The sequence below is a fragment of the Corynebacterium humireducens NBRC 106098 = DSM 45392 genome (assembly GCF_000819445.1).
Taxonomy (GTDB): domain Bacteria; phylum Actinomycetota; class Actinomycetes; order Mycobacteriales; family Mycobacteriaceae; genus Corynebacterium; species Corynebacterium humireducens.
The window spans coordinates 334,954-353,573 of the sequence record NZ_CP005286.1; the positions used below are offsets into that span (position 1 = coordinate 334,954).

General features: G+C 65.9%; 13 protein-coding genes and 4 tRNA genes. 15 read left to right on the forward strand and 2 right to left on the reverse strand.

Going from position 1 to position 18,620, the window contains the following annotated elements; genetic code table 11:
• The first annotated feature begins 4 nt into the window (after nucleotides 1-4).
• From B842_RS01650 to B842_RS01695, 10 genes are all read left to right on the forward strand, one after another.
• Entirely contained in the window at nucleotides 5-1,021 is a 1,017-nt protein-coding gene (locus B842_RS01650; RefSeq protein WP_040084803.1) for a polyprenyl synthetase family protein, read from the forward strand.
• A gap of 92 nt (nucleotides 1,022-1,113) precedes the next feature.
• Nucleotides 1,114-1,196 (forward strand) — tRNA-Tyr (locus B842_RS01655).
• A 473-nt stretch (nucleotides 1,197-1,669) separates the two neighbouring features.
• A tRNA-Thr gene (locus B842_RS01660) sits at nucleotides 1,670-1,742 on the forward strand.
• Between the two features lie 66 nt (nucleotides 1,743-1,808).
• Nucleotides 1,809-1,880, forward strand: a tRNA-Met gene (locus B842_RS01665).
• An 80-nt stretch (nucleotides 1,881-1,960) separates the two neighbouring features.
• Nucleotides 1,961-2,036, forward strand: a tRNA-Trp gene (locus B842_RS01670).
• A 117-nt stretch (nucleotides 2,037-2,153) separates the two neighbouring features.
• Nucleotides 2,154-2,477: a preprotein translocase subunit SecE gene (secE, locus tag B842_RS01675; RefSeq protein ID WP_040084805.1), complete on the forward strand. Its 324-nt coding sequence runs from the start codon at nucleotides 2,154-2,156 to the stop codon at nucleotides 2,475-2,477.
• Nucleotides 2,478-2,605: 128 nt separating this feature from the next.
• Complete coding sequence (gene nusG, locus B842_RS01680) at nucleotides 2,606-3,520, forward strand: transcription termination/antitermination protein NusG (protein ID WP_040084807.1); 915 nt, start codon at nucleotides 2,606-2,608, stop codon at nucleotides 3,518-3,520.
• Between the two features lie 267 nt (nucleotides 3,521-3,787).
• Nucleotides 3,788-4,222 (forward strand): 50S ribosomal protein L11, encoded by a 435-nt coding sequence (gene rplK / locus B842_RS01685; protein ID WP_040084808.1) that lies wholly within the window; start codon nucleotides 3,788-3,790, stop codon nucleotides 4,220-4,222.
• A gap of 87 nt (nucleotides 4,223-4,309) precedes the next feature.
• Entirely contained in the window at nucleotides 4,310-5,020 is a 711-nt protein-coding gene (gene rplA / locus B842_RS01690; RefSeq protein WP_040084809.1) for a 50S ribosomal protein L1, read from the forward strand.
• Between the two features lie 127 nt (nucleotides 5,021-5,147).
• Nucleotides 5,148-7,058: a heavy metal translocating P-type ATPase gene (locus tag B842_RS01695; RefSeq protein ID WP_169744842.1), complete on the forward strand. Its 1,911-nt coding sequence runs from the start codon at nucleotides 5,148-5,150 to the stop codon at nucleotides 7,056-7,058.
• A 7-nt stretch (nucleotides 7,059-7,065) separates the two neighbouring features.
• Here B842_RS01695 and B842_RS01700 read toward each other — a convergent pair whose 3' ends face one another.
• Entirely contained in the window at nucleotides 7,066-7,413 is a 348-nt protein-coding gene (locus B842_RS01700; protein ID WP_040084811.1) for a DUF6508 domain-containing protein, read from the reverse strand.
• 329 nt (nucleotides 7,414-7,742) lie between these two features.
• Between B842_RS01700 and rplJ the strand changes: the two genes are divergently transcribed.
• From rplJ to B842_RS01725, 5 genes are all read left to right on the forward strand, one after another.
• On the forward strand, nucleotides 7,743-8,258 hold the full coding sequence (gene rplJ / locus B842_RS01705; RefSeq protein ID WP_040084812.1) for a 50S ribosomal protein L10: 516 nt from the start codon (nucleotides 7,743-7,745) through the stop codon (nucleotides 8,256-8,258).
• 75 nt (nucleotides 8,259-8,333) lie between these two features.
• Nucleotides 8,334-8,723, forward strand: coding sequence for a 50S ribosomal protein L7/L12 (gene rplL, locus B842_RS01710; RefSeq protein ID WP_040084814.1), 390 nt, complete (start codon nucleotides 8,334-8,336; stop codon nucleotides 8,721-8,723).
• 250 nt (nucleotides 8,724-8,973) lie between these two features.
• The gene (gene pgfA, locus B842_RS01715) at nucleotides 8,974-9,921 is read left to right on the forward strand and encodes a cell envelope lipid trafficking protein PgfA (RefSeq protein ID WP_040084815.1); all 948 of its coding nucleotides are present in this window, start codon (nucleotides 8,974-8,976) and stop codon (nucleotides 9,919-9,921) included.
• 293 nt (nucleotides 9,922-10,214) lie between these two features.
• Nucleotides 10,215-13,715 (forward strand): DNA-directed RNA polymerase subunit beta, encoded by a 3,501-nt coding sequence (rpoB, locus tag B842_RS01720; RefSeq protein WP_082028335.1) that lies wholly within the window; start codon nucleotides 10,215-10,217, stop codon nucleotides 13,713-13,715.
• A gap of 58 nt (nucleotides 13,716-13,773) precedes the next feature.
• Nucleotides 13,774-17,784, forward strand: a complete 4,011-nt coding sequence (locus B842_RS01725) for a DNA-directed RNA polymerase subunit beta' (protein WP_040084818.1) — start codon at nucleotides 13,774-13,776, stop codon at nucleotides 17,782-17,784.
• Nucleotides 17,785-17,859: 75 nt separating this feature from the next.
• Here the strand turns inward: B842_RS01725 and B842_RS01730 are convergent, their stop codons facing one another.
• Nucleotides 17,860-18,525 (reverse strand): DUF1707 SHOCT-like domain-containing protein, encoded by a 666-nt coding sequence (locus B842_RS01730; RefSeq protein ID WP_040084820.1) that lies wholly within the window; start codon nucleotides 18,523-18,525, stop codon nucleotides 17,860-17,862.
• Nucleotides 18,526-18,620 lie beyond the last annotated feature (95 nt).

Sequence of the window (18,620 nt, forward strand, 5' to 3'; positions counted from 1 at the left end):
CGACATGACCCACGGCACTACCTACCAGCCCAGCCCGGCGGGGCACGTGGACCTGGGAGACGCCGAGCTCAACGAGCGCATCGCGACCGGAATGACCGAGGTCGAGGTCATGCTGCGCGAGGAACTGGCGAAGGGCGAGGACTTCCTCGTCGACAAGGTCACGCACCTGCTCACCGCCGGCGGCAAACGCTTCCGCCCGATGATGACGCTCCTGGCGTCCGAGTACGGCCCCCGCGCCGGCTCCCTCGAGGTGGTCAAGGCCGCCGCCGTCCTGGAGACCGTGCACCTGGCGACTCTCTACCACGACGACGTCATGGACGAGGCCGAACTCCGCCGCGGCGTCGACTCCGCCAACGCCCGCTGGGACAACTCCGTCGCCATCCTCGCCGGCGACATCCTGTTCGCCCACGCCTCCCGCCTCATGAGCGAACTGGACACCCACACCGTCGGCCACTTCGCGCAGACCTTCCAGGACCTGGTCACCGGCCAGATGCGCGAGACCATCGGCGCGGAGGACCGGGACCCCGTCGAGCACTACATGGACGTCATCCGCGAGAAGACCGGCATCCTCATCGCCTCCTCCGGCTACCTCGGCGCGTACCACGCCGGCGCCAGCGAGGAACACTGCGACGCCCTCCAGCGCATCGGCATGGCCGTCGGCATGATCTTCCAGATCGTCGACGACATCATCGACATCTTCTCCGACCACGAACAGTCCGGGAAGACCCCCGGCACCGACCTCCGGGAGGGCGTGTTCACCCTCCCCGTGCTCTACGCCCTCGAGGAGGACAGCGAGGTCGGCGAGGAACTCCGCGGACTGCTCACCGGACCACTCACCGAGGACAAGGACGTCGAGCGGGCCCTGGAGCTCTTGGGGCGCTCCCAGGGGCGTCAGCGTGCGCTTGACGACGTCCACCGCTACCTCGCCGACGCCGAGGCCCAGATCGGCCGCCTGCCCGACTGTGCCGCCACCGACGCGCTGCGCCTGCTGGCCGGCTACACGATCCGCCGCGTCGGTTAGCTGGAAATAGGTGCACTGAGCAGCCGATTTGCGGATTGCTCGGGGTGTCATAGTAAAGTGTGTAACGCACCACGCGAGTGGTGCTGAAGTTTGCCAGATTGCCCGAGCGGCCAAAGGGAGCGGACTGTAAATCCGCCGGCTCACGCCTACAGAAGTTCGAATCTTCTATCTGGCACACGGATGGGAACCCATCCGGACAGCAATGTCCGGGTGGGTTTTCTGCATTTCGGGGTGGGGTCGGGTCGGCGCGGTGTCGGCGTCGCTGCGCTGCGGCACGTTCGAGAGGAGATGTTCGGAGGGGGAGTGGTCTCGAACGTGCGGGGCGGCTGGCGGGGTCCTCCCGACGATGTCGGCCCGAACATGTCCTCTCGACCCTGTGGCGGCCGACTGGAGGTCACCCAGCGGCCCCAGGGCACAGACACGGTCCCCGCAGCGCCGGCCGCTTCACAGGCCCCACAGGACGCCTCCAAGCATGCCGCCAGCAAGCCACTTTAAGCGCGCCTCAAAGCACGTTTATAGCGCGTTATAGAGCGTTGAAAAACATGGGTTGACCTGGCGATTTGTGTTAGTAAGCAACATCGGGTTAATCTTTACAAGGCTTCAACGGAGCGGCCAAGAGAAATCAAGGCCAAAACTTCAAGAGGCTGTGCCCCCTTAGCTCAGTCGGCAGAGCGTTTCCATGGTAAGGAAAAGGTCATCAGTTCGATTCTGATAGGGGGCTCTGTTTCTTTTCTCCCTCGGTCGCGAGTTAACCGTCGGTGGCTGGGAGAGTGTGAAACAGTCACCTGGCGGTGTAGCTCAGTGGTAGAGCAAGCGACTCATAATCGCTGTGTCGCGGGTTCAATTCCCGCCATCGCTACCGGTTAGCCACCGGAGGGGATATTTCGGTAGAGATGGTCCTTCTGGTAAGGTGAGCCGTGCTGTTTGATCAGCGCACCTAGGGGCGTAGTTCAATTGGTAGAGCAACGGTCTCCAAAACCGTAGGTTGCAGGTTCGAGTCCTGTCGCCCCTGCCAATACGGGCCGGTCATCGAGGATCATTCCTCGGGACCGGCCCGTTCTGCTTGCCGTGCCATGCTTCTGGTAGGCTCATCGGAGTCCTGAACACGAGAGAACATTTTGCGAGGAGTGCTGTGACCGATCGACAGCCCAACCAGCCCGGTGCTGCCCGTCCCACGGGCAAGCGTCAGCTCGCCGGTGTCGGCACGACCTCGAGTGCCTCCTACGAGGCGAAGCGTGTCGTGAAGGCCGACGCGGAGGACGAGAAGCCCGGCGGTGGCGTCGCGTCGTTCATCCCGGAGGTCGTCTCCGAGATGCGGAAGGTCATCTGGCCGACGGCACGTCAGATGGTCGTCTACACGCTCGTCGTGTTCGCGTTCCTCATCGTGGTGACGGCGCTGGTGTCCGGCGTGGACTTCATCGTCGGCCTCGGAGTTGAGAAGGTTCTCACTCCTTAGGTAGAGTCGTCACCATCAGATTTCATCCCGCCGGACCTGTCGAGGGTCGGCGGGATTATTCATTGGGCCGCGGCCGCTAGACTGGCGCGAAAGGCCCACCACGTAGGAAGACACGTCTGGAGCACACCATGACCGACGAGAACATCACCAACGACGAGTTCGACACCGAGGACCGGGAGATCAGCGACGCGGAGCGTCTTCTCGGCGATGACCCCTCGAACGTCGACGAGACGATCGACGCCGAGCCGGCGGTTGCCCCGACGACCGACGAGGACGTCCCGGAGGCCGCCGAGGACGACACCGACGAGGACGAGGTCGTCGAGAAGGAGCCGCAGGAGCAGGATGAGGTGGCAGCTGCCGCCGCCGCTCTCGGCGACACCACCGAGGAGGACGCGGAGGCCGAGTACCGTCGCCGTCTGCGTCGTTACGTCTCGGAGCTGAAGAAGCTGCCGGGTGACTGGTACATCATCCAGTGCTACTCGGGCTACGAGAACAAGGTGAAGACGAACCTCGACATGCGTGCCCAGACCCTCGAGGTCGAGGAGTACATCTACGACGTGGTCGTGCCGATCGAGCAGGTCCTGGAGATCAAGGACGGCAAGCGCAAGCTCGTGAAGCGCAAGCTGCTGCCGGGTTACGTCCTGGTCCGCATGGAGATGAACGACAAGGCGTGGTCCGTCGTGCGTGACACCCCGGGTGTCACCAGCTTCGTGGGCAACGAGGGCAATGCCACGGTGGTCAAGCACCGGGACGTCGCGAAGTTCCTCATGCCGAAGGAGGCCTCCGTCGAGGGCGAGGCCGCGGCGGTCACCGCCGACGGCGAGAAGGTCGTCGCCATGCCGGACGAGCAGGCGAAGCCGACCGTCGCGATCGACTTCGAGGTCGGCGAGGCCGTCACCATCCTCACCGGTGCGCTGGCGTCCGTCTCGGCGACGATCTCCGAGATCGACCCGACCACCGGCAAGATCCAGGCGCTGGTGTCGATCTTCGGTCGTGAGACCCCGGTGGAGCTCACCGCGGACCAGATCGAGAAGATCAACTAGGCCGCTTTCCGACGCCACCCCCGTTCCCCCTCGTCACCGAGGGGGAACGGGGGTTTCGCTTTCCGGTGGGCGGGATTTGGGGCATGGCCGCCCGATGCCGTAGGCTTGACCCTCGCGCGTGTACGCATGCGCGACCCAGAAACATTCATCCCCGGTGGCCGGGATACGCGGAGACCCAGCGGCAGACGCTGGTAGCGGGGCCCGGCATCCGGACGGGGGTCGTCATCATCGTGGCGGTCCACCGGTAACCAGGAACGAGGTAATTCGATGGCTCCCAAGAAGAAGAAGGTCACCGGTCTGATCAAGCTGCAGATCGAGGCTGGCGCCGCTAACCCGGCTCCCCCGGTCGGCCCGGCTCTCGGTGCCCATGGTGTCAACATCATGGAGTTCTGCAAGGCCTACAACGCCGCCACCGAGTCCCAGCGTGGCAACGTGATCCCGGTTGAGATCACCGTCTACGAGGACCGCAGCTTCGACTTCATCCTGAAGACCCCGCCGGCAGCCAAGCTGCTGCTCAAGGCCGCTGGTCTGCAGAAGGGTTCCGGCGTGCCGCACACCCAGAAGGTCGGCAAGGTCACCATGGCCCAGGTCAAGGAGATCGCCGAGACCAAGCAGAAGGACCTCAACGCCCGCGACATCGACGCCGCCGCGAAGATCATCGCCGGTACCGCCCGCTCCATGGGCATCGAGGTCGAGGGTTAATCCCCTCCCTTCTCTCACCCTGAACATCACGTGGCAGGGCCCGCTTCGGCCCGTCGACCACACCAATCCCGCAAAGGAATTGACACAATGAGCAAGAACTCCAAGGCATACAAGGCCGCCGCCGAGAAGATCGACAAGGGTCGCGTCTACTCCCCGCTCGAGGCTGCGAAGCTCATCAAGGAGACCTCCTCCAAGAACTTCGACTCCACCGTGGACGTCGCCATCCGTCTCGGCGTCGACCCGCGTAAGGCCGACCAGCTGGTCCGCGGCACCGTCTCCCTGCCGCACGGCACCGGTAAGACCGTCCGCGTCGCCGTCTTCGCCGCCGGCGAGAAGGCCACCGAGGCTGAGCAGGCCGGTGCCGACGTCGTGGGCACCGACGAGCTGATCGAGGCCATCAACGGTGGCACCATCGACTTCGACGTCGCCATCGCCACCCCGGACCAGATGGCCAAGGTCGGCCGCGTCGCCCGCGTCCTGGGCCCGCGTGGTCTGATGCCGAACCCGAAGACCGGCACCGTCACCACCGACGTCGCCAAGGCTGTCGCCGACGTCAAGGGCGGCAAGATCTCCTTCCGCGTGGACAAGGCCTCCAACCTGCACGCCGCCATCGGCAAGGCATCCTTCGACGAGAAGGCTCTGGCTGAGAACTACGGCGCTCTCCTCGACGAGCTGCTCCGCATCAAGCCGTCCTCCGCCAAGGGTGTCTACCTGAAGAAGATCACCCTGTCCTCCACCAACGGCCCGGGTGTCCCGGTGGACTCCGGCGTCCAGAAGAACTACGCCTCCGAGGCCTAGTTCCCGGCTGCTTGTCGACGCCCCGCCCGCTCCTCTCCGGAGCAGGCGGGGCGTTCTGCGTTCCCTGCCCGGTGAGGTAAGCCTGTACTTGCTGGTCAGGCGCGGTTTTTTCCGGGACAATGGTGTTATGACCACCGCAACCGCGCCCCCTGTCCCTCGCCAGCCCGCGATGCTCTTCCTCCGTTCCCGGGACGGCATCATCACCCTCGCCACGGTCGTGGCGATCATCGTGCACCTCATCCTGTGGTTCGGCGTCGGCCTGGACGGGTGGGCCCGTGACTGGCCGCTCGTGGCCATCGTCGTCGTCGGCGGCCTGCCGCTCATGTGGGAGGTGCTCAAGTCGGCGATCGCGACCCGCGGTGGCGCCGACACCCTGGCGGCGGTGTCCATCATCACCTCGGTGCTGCTGGGGGAGTGGCTGGTCGCCGCGATCATCGTCCTCATGCTCTCGGGCGGTGAGGCGCTGGAGGAGGCGGCGTCGAAACGCGCGTCGGGCACCCTCGACGCGTTGGCCCGGCGTGCCCCCACCACCGCGCACCGGCTGCGGGGAAGGTCGATCCTCGACGGCACCGAGGAGGTGCCGGTGGAGGACATCGCGGTGGGGGACCTCGTCGCGGTGCTGCCGCACGAGCTGTGCCCGGTGGACGGCGAGGTGGTCGAGGGGCACGGCACGATGGACGAGTCCTACCTGACCGGTGAGCCCTATGTGGTGAGCAAGTCGAAGGGCTCGGAGGTCATGTCCGGCGCCGTCAACGGTGACACCCCGCTCACCATCGTGGCCAGCCGGCCGGCGCAGGACTCGCGGTACGCGCAGATCGTCGGCGTGCTGCGGGAGGCGGAGGAGAACCGCCCGGGCATCCGGCGTCTGGCCGACCGGCTGGGTGCCTGGTACACCGTCATCGCGCTCAGCCTGGGTGCGTTGGGCTGGGCGATCTCGGGCGACCCGGTGCGGTTCCTGGCGGTCGTCGTCGTAGCCACCCCGTGCCCGCTGCTCATCGGTGTGCCGGTGGCGATCATCGGGGCGATCTCCCTGGCGGCGCGGCGGGGCATCATCGTGAAGAATCCGGGGATGCTGGAGAACGCCTCCAAGGTGCGGACGGTGATGTTCGACAAGACCGGCACGCTGACCTACGGGCGTCCGGTGATCACGGAGATCCACACCGGCCCCGGATTCGCGGAGGACGAGGTCCTCGCACTCGCGGCCTCCGTGGAGCGCTACTCACGGCACCCGCTGGCCAACGCCATCCGCGACGGTGCGGCGGAGCGTGACCTGCCGCTGCCGGACGTCACCGAGGTGTCCGAGAAGCCCGGCCAGGGTCTCACCGGCATGGTGGGTGGCCGGCACATCCGCATCACCAACCGGAAGACCGCCCACCAGATCGATCCGGCCAGCCGGGAGCACATCCCGGTCACGCCCTCGGGCATGGAGTCGATCGTGCTCGTCGACGACGCCTACGCCGCCATGATCCGCCTGCGGGACGAGCCGCGTGCCTCCGCCGCAGAGTTCATCGCCCACCTGCCACGGATGCACGACGTGGACAAGCTCATGATCATCTCCGGCGACCGCGAGTCCGAGGTGCGCTACCTCGCGGACCGGGTGGGCATCGGGGAGGTGCACGCCGGGGTGAGTCCGGAGGGGAAGCTGGCGATCGTCGAGAAGCACAATCAGCGGGGGCCGACGATGTTCCTCGGCGACGGCATCAACGACGCGCCGGCGATGGCCGTCGCCACCGTCGGCGTGGCGATGGGCGCGGACTCCGACGTCACCTCCGAGGCCGCCGACGCCGTCATCCTCGACTCCTCCCTCGAGCGTCTCGACGACCTCCTCCACATCGGTGCCCGCATGCGGCGGATCGCGCTGCAGTCGGTCATCGGCGGCATGGCGCTGAGCATCATCGGCATGATCCTCGCCGTGTTCGGCCTGCTCACCCCGCTGATGGGCGCCATCGCACAGGAGGTCATCGACGTGCTCGCCGTGCTCAACGCGGCGCGCGTGGCGGTGGTGCGTGGTCCGTTGAGCGACTTCGACGGGAAGTAGCCCCCGGTCAGGTCGCGGGCGTCAGTTCGAGCCAGCGCTCGAAGAGCCACATGCCCTTGCCGCACTCGAACATCCGGTCCCAGGCGCCGTCACAGAAGCGCTCCTCCCGGGCCAGCGACGTGAGCAGCAGGAGGGTGGTCTGCCGGTCGAGCGTGGCCACCCGTTCGGGCGTGAGCTCGGCGTAGAGGTCCGCGCCGGCCCGCCAGTTGGGCCAGTCGTGGGCGAGGGGCCCGTGGTCCCGGAGGAAGTCCATCGCCTCGCTCACCGGAGGGTGCTCCTCCGCCGGGGTCCATCCCCGCGGGGAGCTCATGTGGGAACGCAGCTTCTCGACGATCGCCGCCAGTCCTTCGCGCATTATTTCCTCCCGGACTCAGAGTGTCGTGGATCACATTGCTCTCCAGTCTCCCACGCGATTTGGAGTTGGTCGAGGGTTGGCACTAATATCATGAAGCGAAGTTTGAACGGCTCCCTTCTGGGGGATCCGAGCTCAAGTTTCACCGCAGACCGTCGGTCATCCGAGAGGATCGAAGGCGTCCAGGAATCTGGACCGGCCCACGCAGGAGACACTTTCGAGCCACCACTCCTTCCACGGAGTTGATGCGCCCTGTGCTCTTGCACGGGGCTCTTTTCATTGGGAAGGGCCCCGGCGGATCAACCACCACGTAATTGGAAGGAGGCGAAGTAATGGCAAACGCGAAGAACACCGCCGAGCTCGCAGAGCTCAAGGCAAAGTTCGAGGAGGCATCCTCCATCGTTCTCACCGAGTACCGCGGCCTGACCGTTGCGCAGATCTCTGAGCTGCGTAACGCTCTGGGCTTCGACGTCCAGTACTCCGTCGCCAAGAACACCCTGATCAAGATCGCTGCCCAGGAACAGGGCATCGAGGGTCTTGACGAGCACCTGACCGGCCCGACCGCCGTCGCCTTCATCAAGGGCGAGGCCGTCGACGCCGCCAAGGTGATGAAGAAGTTCGCCGATGACAACAAGGCGTTCATCGTCAAGGGTGGCTACATGGACGGCAACGCTCTGTCTGCCGACCAGGTCAAGGCCATCGCCGAGCTGGACAACCGCGAGACCACCCTCGCGAAGCTGGCCGGTGCCATGAAGGGCAATCTGGCAAAGGCCGCAGGCCTGTTCAACGCCCCCGCTTCCCAGGTCGCACGCCTCGCAGCTGCGCTCCAGGAGAAGAAGGACGCGTAAGTCGCCATTCGGCGCATCACACCCCCCAAACACTTCGGGTCTGTCGGAACAGGCCCTTAAAGAAAGGAAGCCACCATGGCTAAGCTCACCAAGGACGAGCTCATTGAGGCCTTCAAGGAGATGACCCTGATCGAGCTCTCCGAGTTCGTCAAGGAGTTCGAGGAGGTCTTCGAGGTCACCGCTGCTGCTCCGGTCGCCGTCGCTGCCGCAGGTGCCGCTGGCGACGCCGGCGCTGCCGCTGCTGAGGAGAAGGACGAGTTCGACGTCGTCCTCGAGGACGCCGGCGCCAAGAAGATCGGCGTGATCAAGGCTGTCCGCGAGCTCGTCTCCGGCCTGGGCCTGAAGGAGGCCAAGGAGCTTGTCGAGGGTGCCCCGAAGGCCATCCTCGAGGGTGCCAACAAGGAGGACGCTGAGGCTGCCAAGGCCAAGCTGGAAGAGGCCGGCGCCAAGGTCTCCCTCAAGTAGGCTTCTGCTTCTCGACGCCCCCGTGCTCCGTTTCGACGGAGCACGGGGGCGTTGTCCGATTCCTGGGGTCATGGTGCACGCAGTCCTCTGACCCTGCATGCCGGTGAATGTCGGGCTTCTTCTGCTGTTGGTGCGGAGAACACCATCAGGCGAAAGGTTTTCAGTGTTGTCGAGGAAATCTGGTGTCGCGAATCGCGCCGAGCAGGTCCGCTCAATGAGCGGGAAGGAGAGGGAAGGTAGAGTCATCGGCATGCTGCCCATGTCCCGTCTGCTCTCCTTCCTCCTGCTCGGCGTCGGTGTGGCTCTGCTGGTGGCGGGGCTGGTCGCGCCACGATTCCTCCCGGAGGACGCCCGCCTGCCGCTCGGGTTGGAGGCCACCACCTACACGCTTGTCGACGACGCCGCTGACACCCGCCTCATGACTGACCCGGACGGCCGCGTGGTCACCGCCCCGGTGACGCATCAGCTGCACATGGAGATCCAGAACCCCTCCGACGCGGACACCGCCACCTTGCGCATCGGCGAGACCTACATGCGTGGCAGCCAGCAGGAGGAACTGGACCGGCTCATCTCCGCCGAGGTGTGGAGCTACGGCATCGACCGCACCACCGGGGCGGCGACCACGCCGGCCACCCTCACGGACCAGCTCGCCAGCCCGGTGAGCGAGGTGGACGTCGACGGGGTGTGGCTGAAGTTCCCCTCCGACGCGCAGCAGACCACCTACGAGGTCTTCGACCCGCAGCTGCGGGAGACCCGCCCGGCCGAGTTCGTCGAGGAGCTCGAGATGAACGGCCGTTCCGTGTACCGCTACCGGCAGGAGATCGGGCCGACGGACCTGAGCACCCTCTACGAGTCGCCCTTCAACGTGGTCACCCTGCCCGACTTCACCGAGCTCCACTGGTTCCACTCCGTCACCCGCGACCTGCTCGTCGACCGTGTCTCCGGTCTCGTCGTCGAGATCCGCGAGGACATCGACTCCTGGTACGGCGCCCCGGAGAGTGAGGAACGTCAGCAGATCCTGCGCTTCGAGGGCCGCATGCCGCAGGAGCAGATCGACACCCTCCTGGATGAGGCCTCCGCCGTCCGTGATCCCGGCACCTCCGGGACCATCCGCTGGGTGGTTGTCGGCGTCGGTGGTGTGCTCACCCTGATCGGCCTCGCGGGCGCCTTCGGGGCGTTCGGACGGGGACGTCGATAAGCGGGTGACACGCCCGCTTGTTGCGTCACGCGGGGAGAGTCATGGTAGAGTCCCCGCCTGAATCCGGACACACCCCACCAGCACCGGGGCTTGCCAAAGAGACGATCTTGATATAGGCTACTTCGTTGCGCTGGAATTCGTCTCTGGGCTGCTAGGAAACCTTGATCAAACGACCTGCAAAAGTCGACTTGACAAGGTGATTTTGTGCTACCTGGGGACGGTCATTCCACAGCAGACCGAATGCTAAATCTACCAGCGGATCCGGTGGCCCGAACAGCCACAGTCCGCGTGAGGTGCTGGAAGGACCCATCTTGGCAGTCTCCCGCCAGACCAAGTCAGTGGCCGATATCCCCGGAACTCCGAAGCGCTACTCGTTCTCCAAGAACGCAGAGCCGATCGAGGTCCCGGGTCTCCTTGACCTGCAGCGTGAATCCTTTGCATGGCTGATCGGTACGCCCGAGTGGCGCGCCCGCCAGCAGGAGGAGCGTGGGCCGGAGGCCCGCGTCACCAGTGGTCTTGAGGACATTCTCGAAGAGCTCAGCCCGATCCAGGACTACTCCGAGAACATGTCCCTCTCCCTGTCCGCCCCGCGATTCGAGGACGTCAAGTACTCCGTCGATGAGTGCAAGGACAAGGACATCAACTACTCCGCCCCGCTCTACGTGACGGCGGAGTTCATCAACAACGAAACCCAGGAGATCAAGTCCCAGACCGTCTTCATCGGCGACTTCCCGATGATGACCGACAAGGGCACGTTCATCGTCAACGGCACCGAGCGTGTCGTGGTCTCCCAGCTGGTCCGCTCCCCGGGCGTCTACTTCGATCAGACGATCGACAAGTCCACCGAGCGTCCGCTGCACTCCGTCAAGGTCATCCCGTCCCGTGGCGCCTGGCTCGAGTTCGACGTCGACAAGCGTGACACCGTCGGCGTTCGCATCGACCGTAAGCGTCGCCAGCCGGTCACCGTCCTGCTCAAGGCACTGGGTTGGACCACCGAGCAGATCCAGGAGCGCTTCGGCTTCTCCGAGATCATGATGTCCACCCTCGAGTCCGACGGTGTGGCCAACGTCGACGAGGCACTGCTCGAGATCTACCGCAAGCAGCGTCCGGGCGAGCAGCCGACCCGCGATCTCGCGCGTTCCCTGCTCGACAACGCCTTCTTCCGCCCGAAGCGCTACGACCTGGCCAAGGTCGGCCGCTACAAGGTCAACCGCAAGCTCGGTCTCGGCGGCGACCACGAGGGCCTGATGACCCTCACCGAGGAGGACATCGCCACCACCCTCGAGTACCTGGTCCGCCTGCACGCCGGCGAGCGCACCATGACCTCCCCGACGGGTGAGGTCATCCCGGTCAACACCGACGACATCGACCACTTCGGCAACCGTCGTCTGCGTACCGTCGGTGAGCTCATCCAGAACCAGGTCCGCGTGGGCCTGTCCCGCATGGAGCGTGTCGTGCGCGAGCGCATGACCACGCAGGACGCCGAGTCGATCACCCCGACCTCGCTGATCAACGTCCGCCCGGTCTCGGCCGCCATCCGTGAGTTCTTCGGCACCTCCCAGCTGTCCCAGTTCATGGACCAGAACAACTCGCTGTCGGGTCTGACCCACAAGCGTCGTCTGTCCGCCCTCGGCCCGGGCGGTCTGTCCCGTGAGCGCGCCGGCATCGAGGTCCGAGACGTGCACCCGTCCCACTACGGACGCATGTGCCCGATCGAGACCCCGGAGGGACCGAACATCGGTCTGATCGGTTCTCTCTCCTCCTACGCACGTGTCAACGCGTTCGGTTTCATCGAGACCCCGTACCTCAAGGTCGTCGACGGCAAGATCACCGACGAGGTCCACTACCTCACCGCCGACGAGGAGGACCGCTACGCCATCGGCCAGGCGTCCACCGAGCGTGACGCCGAGGGCAACATCACCACCAACCGCGTCGAGGTCCGCCTCAAGGACGGCGACATCGGTGTCCGTGACCCCAAGGCCGTGGACTTCATCGACGTCTCCGCACGTCAGATGGTCTCCGTCGCCACCGCGATGATTCCGTTCCTCGAGCACGATGACGCCAACCGTGCCCTCATGGGTGCGAACATGCAGCGTCAGGCCGTGCCGCTGGTCCGCGCCGAGGCCCCCTACGTGGGCACCGGCATGGAGAAGCGTGCCGCCTACGACGCCGGTGACATGGTCATCGCGCCGAAGGCCGGCGTCGTCGAGAATGTCTCCGCCGACCTGATCACGGTCATGGACGACGACGGCATCCGCGACACCTTCCTGCTGCGCAAGTTCGAGCGCACCAACCAGGGCACCTGCTACAACCAGACCCCGCTGGTCAACATCGGCGACCGCGTCGAGGCCGGCCAGGTCCTCGCCGACGGTCCGGGCACCCACAACGGTGAGATGTCCCTCGGCCGCAACCTGCTGGTCGCGTTCATGCCGTGGGAGGGCCACAACTACGAGGATGCGATCATCCTCAACCAGAGCATCGTCGAACAGGACATCCTCACCTCGATCCACATCGAGGAGCACGAGATCGACGCCCGCGACACCAAGCTGGGCGCCGAGGAGATCACCCGTGAGATCCCGAACGTCTCCGAGGACGTCCTGCGCGACCTCGACGAGCGCGGCATCGTCCGCATCGGTGCCGACGTCCGCGCCGGCGACATCCTCGTCGGCAAGGTCACCCCGAAGGGCGAGACCGAGCTGACCCCGGAGGAGCGCCTCCTGCGCGCCATCTTCGGTGAGAAGGCCCGCGAGGTCCGCGACACCTCCATGAAGGTGCCGCACGGTGAGAACGGCAAGGTCATCGGTGTCCGTCGCTTCGCCCGTGAGGACGACGACGATCTGGCACCGGGCGTCAACGAGATGATCCGTGTCTACGTCGCCCAGAAGCGCAAGATCCAGGACGGCGACAAGCTCGCCGGCCGCCACGGCAACAAGGGTGTCGTCGGCAGGATCCTGCCGCCGGAGGACATGCCGTTCCTGCCGGACGGAACCCCGGTCGACATGATCCTCAACACGCACGGTGTCCCGCGTCGTATGAACATCGGCCAGGTCCTCGAGATCCACCTCGGCTGGCTCGCAGCCGCCGGCTGGAAGGTCGACCCGACCGACCCGGAGAACGCCGAGCTGATCAAGACCCTGCCGGAGGACCTCTACGACGTCCCCGCCGGCTCCCTGACCGCCACCCCGGTCTTCGACGGTGCGACCAACGACGAGCTGGCAGGTCTCCTGCGCAACTCGCGTCCGAACCGCGACGGAGAGGTCATGGTCAACCCGGACGGCAAGGCCGTGCTCATCGACGGTCGCTCCGGTGAGCCCTTCCCGTACCCCGTGTCCGTGGGCTACATGTACCAGCTCAAGCTCCACCACCTGGTGGACGAGAAGATCCACGCCCGCTCCACCGGTCCGTACTCCATGATCACCCAGCAGCCGCTCGGCGGTAAGGCCCAGTTCGGTGGCCAGCGCTTCGGTGAGATGGAGGTGTGGGCGATGCAGGCATACGGCGCCGCCTACACCCTGCAGGAGCTGCTGACGATCAAGTCCGATGACGTCGTCGGCCGTGTCAAGGTCTACGAGGCCATCGTCAAGGGCGAGAACATCCCGGACCCGGGCATTCCGGAGTCCTTCAAGGTTCTGCTCAAGGAGCTGCAGTCCCTGTGCCTCAACGTGGAGGTCCTCTCCGCCGACGGCACCCCGATGGAACTGTCCGGCTCCGATGACGACGAGCTCGACGCTGCCGGATCCTCGCTGGGCATCAACCTGTCCCACGACGAGCGTTCCGACGTCGACGCCTCCTAACCTCTAACCCGATATTCGCCATTCAATCCCTCCCCACCGGGAGGGGAAAGGGAGTTACGTGTTCGACGTAAACCTCTTCGAAGAGCTCCGCATCGGCCTGGCCACCGCCGACGACATTCGCCGCTGGTCCAAGGGCGAGGTCAAGAAGCCGGAGACAATCAACTACCGCACCCTCAAGCCGGAGAAGGACGGTCTCTTCTGCGAGCGCATTTTCGGCCCCACCCGGGACTGGGAGTGCGCGTGTGGCAAGTACAAGCGCGTCCGCTACAAGGGCATCATCTGTGAGCGCTGTGGCGTCGAGGTGACCAAGTCCAAGGTCCGTCGTGAGCGCATGGGCCACATCGAGCTGGCCGCCCCGGTCACGCACATCTGGTACTTCAAGGGTGTGCCGTCCCGCCTGGGCTACCTGCTGGACCTCGCCCCGAAGGATCTCGAGCGGATCATCTACTTCGCCGCGAACATCATCACCTCCGTCGACGACGAGGCACGTCACAACGACCTGTCCACCCTCGAGGCGGACATGCTGCTCGAGAAGAAGGACGTCGAGGCGGACGCCGAGGCCGAGATCGCCGAGCGCGCAGCCAAGCTGGAGGAGGACCTCGCCGAGCTCGAGGCCGCCGGCGCCAAGGCTGAGGCCCGTCGTAAGGTGCAGACCGCCGCCGACAAGGAGATGCAGCACATCCGCGAGCGCGCGGAGCGTGAGATCGACCGTCTCGAGGAGATCTGGCAGACCTTCGTCAAGCTGGCTCCGAAGCAGATGATCATCGACGAGACCGTCTACGAGGAGCTCCTCGACCGCTACGAGGAGTACTTCACCGGCGGCATGGGCGCGGAGGCCATCCAGACCCTGATCCGCAACTTCGACCTCGACGCCGAGGCCGAGGAGCTGCACACCATCATCAACGAGGGCAAGGGCCAGCGTAAGATGCGTGCGCTCAAGCGCCTCAAGGTCGTCGCCGCGTTCCAGCGTTCCGGCAACGACCCGGCCGGCATGGTCCTGGACTGCATCCCGGTGATCCCGCCGGAGCTGCGTCCGATGGTCCAGCTCGACGGTGGCCGTTTCGCCACCTCGGACCTGAACGACCTGTACCGTCGCGTGATCAACCGCAACAACCGCCTCAAGCGCATGATCGACCTCGGCGCGCCCGAGATCATCGTGAACAACGAGAAGCGCATGCTGCAGGAGTCCGTCGACGCCCTGTTCGACAACGGCCGTCGCGGCCGTCCGGTCACCGGACCGGGCAACCGCCCGCTGAAGTCGCTGTCCGACCTGCTCAAGGGTAAGCAGGGTCGCTTCCGTCAGAACCTGCTCGGTAAGCGAGTCGACTACTCCGGCCGTTCGGTCATCATCGTCGGTCCGCAGCTGAAGCTCCACGAGTGTGGTCTGCCGAAGCTCATGGCGCTCGAGCTGTTCAAGCCGTTCGTCATGAAGCGTCTGGTGGAGAACGACTACGCGCAGAACATCAAGTCCGCGAAGCGCATGGTCGAGCGTCAGCGTCCCGAGGTCTGGGACGTCCTGGAGGAGGCCATCGCCGAGCACCCGGTGATGCTCAACCGTGCGCCGACGCTGCACCGCCTGGGTATCCAGGCCTTCGAGCCGAAGCTCGTCGAGGGTAAGGCCATCCAGCTGCACCCGCTGGCCTGTGAGGCCTTCAACGCCGACTTCGATGGTGACCAGATGGCGGTCCACCTGCCGCTGTCCGCTGAGGCGCAGGCCGAGGCCCGCGTGCTCATGCTCGCCTCGAACAACATCCTGTCCCCGGCGTCCGGCAAGCCGCTGGCGATGCCGCGTCTGGACATGGTCACGGGTCTGTACTTCCTGACCATGGACAAGGCCGAGGGCGAGATCGGCGGCCAGGGCGCCTACAAGCCCGCCGACGAGAACGGTCCGGCACAGGGCGACTACTCGTCCTTCGCCGAGGCCATCATGGCCCGTGACCGTGGTGTCCTGGGTCTGCAGGCACCGATCCGCGTCCGCATCTCGCACCTGCGTCCGCCGGCCGAGATCGAGGCCGAGTTCTTCCCGGAGGGCTGGGAGCAGGGTCAGGTCTGGACCGCCCACACCACCCTGGGCCGCGTCATGTTCAACGAGCTCCTGCCGTGGAACTACCCGTACCTCGAGGGCGTCATGGTCCGTAAGGGCGGCGGCGCGGGCTTCATCATGCTCGGTGACGTGATCAACGATCTCGCCGCCAAGTACCCGATGATCACCGTGTCCCAGACGATGGATAAGATGAAGGACGCCGGCTTCTACTGGGCGACCCGTTCCGGCGTCACCATCGCCATGTCCGACGTCATCGTCCTGCCCAACAAGGACGAGATCCTCGAGGCGTACGAGGCCGAGGCCCGCGAGATCGAGCACAAGTTCTGGGTCAAGGGTGCGCTGCGTGAGCGTGACCGCTACGACCGTCTCGTCGAGCTGTGGCAGGACGCCACGAACAAGGTCGGTAAGGCCGTCGAGGAGCTGTACCCCGACGACAACCCGATCCCGATGATCGTGAAGTCCGGCGCCGCCGGCAACATGCGTCAGATCTGGACCCTGGCCGGCATGAAGGGCATGGTCGTGAACTCCAAGGGTGACTACATCACCCGTCCGATCAAGACCTCCTTCCGTGAGGGCCTGTCGGTCCTGGAGTACTTCAACAACTCCCACGGTTCCCGTAAGGGCCTGGCCGATACCGCTCTGCGTACCGCCGACTCGGGTTACCTGACCCGTCGTCTCGTCGACGTCGCGCAGGACGTCATCGTCCGCGAGGACGACTGTGGCACCCGCCAGGGTGTCCGCGTCCCGGTGGCCGTCGAGGTCAAGGACGCCGACGGCAACGTCACCGGCTACACCGAGCACTCGCTGGTCGAGACCTCCGTCTCCGGACGTGTCTTCGCCACCGAGGTGACCGGCGAGTCCGGCGAGGTCCTCTACGAGGCGGGTTCCGACCTGACCGACGAGGCCATCGACAAGCTCGTCGAGCTGGGCATCACCGAGGTCAAGGTCCGCTCCGTGCTGACCTGCCAGACCCCGACCGGTGTCTGCGCGAAGTGCTACGGCAAGTCCATGGCCTCCGGCCAGCTGGTCGACATCGGCGAGGCCGTCGGCATCGTCGCCGCCCAGTCGATCGGTGAGCCCGGTACCCAGCTGACCATGCGTACCTTCCACCAGGGTGGTGTCGGTGGTGACATCACCGGCGGTCTGCCGCGTGTCCAGGAGCTGTTCGAGGCCCGCGTGCCGAAGAACGCCTCCCCGATCGCGGAGTTCTCGGGCACCGTCGCCCTCGAGGATGACGGCAACTTCTACAAGCTGATCCTCACCTCCGACGATGGTTCCGAGGAGAAGGTCTACGAGAAGCTGTCCAAGCGCCAGGGCCTCGCCCAGGTGAAGGTCCCGATGGACAACAACCCGTCGGTCCTCATCGAGCGCACCCTGCGCGACGGTGACCACGTCGAGCTCGGTGACCGCCTGCTCCGCGGCCCCGCCGACCCGCATGACGTCCTGCGCGTCCTGCGTCGTCGCGGCGTCGAGAAGCACCTGATCGACGAGGTGCAGGCCGTGTACCGCACCCAGGGTGTGGCCATCCACGACAAGCACATCGAGATCATCATCCGCCAGATGCTGCGCCGCGGCACCGTCATCGACGCCGGTTCCACGGAGTTCCTGCCGGGCACCCTGGTCGACCTCACCGAGGCCCGCCGCATCAACGCGGCGGTCCGCGCCGAGGGCGGCCAGCCGGCGGAGCTGCGCGACCAGATCATGGGCATCACCAAGGCCTCGCTGGCCACGGAGTCCTGGCTGTCCGCCGCGTCGTTCCAGGAGACCACCCGTGTCCTGACCGACGCCGCGATCAACAAGCGCTCCGACCAGCTCATCGGCCTCAAGGAGAACGTGATCATCGGTAAGCTGATCCCGGCCGGTACCGGTATCTCGCGCTACCGCAACATCCAGGTCAAGCCGACCGAGGCGGCCCGCAACGCGGCCTACTCGATCCCGACCTACGGCGACTCCATCTACGGTGACGACGGCTACGCCGAGTTCACCGGCGCCTCCGTCCCGCTGGACGAGGACTTCCAGATGTAGTTCCACCGGATGACCCACGAAGGCCCCGAGGATTCACTCCCCGGGGCCTTCGTGCTGCCTGCGGACGATCCCGGGTCAGCGCACGCCGCGGGCCTTGCGGGTGACCTCCACCCCGCCCATGAGCGCCAGGCCCCGCAGGCGGATCACCGGCGCATCCAGCGGGATGTCCTCCCGTGCGAGGGTGACGCTCTTGTCGTCGCTGACCCCGAAACCGCCAATGATACCGACTCCGTCGCAGATGATCCGGACGTCCTCCGGGACGGTGATCTCGATCCCGCCCATCACGGCGACAGCGTGGATGACCGTCTCACGGGCGCTGAGGCGGGCGTGCCGCAGGTCCAGGACGGTGCCGCCCATGAGGGCCAGGGAGGTGTGCGTGGGGGCGCACAACCAGCCACCGGCGCGTTCGGAGCCGCCCATCACGGCGACACTGAAGGAGTCCCCGCCGGGTTCACCGGTGACCTGCTGCAGCGACATCGCCTGGGCCTGCGGGGGAGGCGTCGGCGTGTGATCGGGCCGCACGGCGGGCAGCTGCTGGTCGAGGACCCGGGCCGGATCCGGGTACAGGTCAGCCAGGGGGAGAAGCAGCTCGTCGCGGTACTTCGTGGCCCAGACCGTGGAGGTGCGTTCATCGAATTCCGCGTAGTCGAGCTTCCCCTGGGCGAAGGCGTGGCTCAGGGCCTCTGCTGCCCGGCTGCGGTCCTCGTCGCTGGCGCGGAGGCGGGACGGATCGTTGCTCATGCCCTGATGGTACGGGGCACCGGCGGGGGACGCGTGTCTCAACCTGTCGAATCTGTGCACGGCACATCTGTATACGTGCAGCTCAGGGAAGGCGC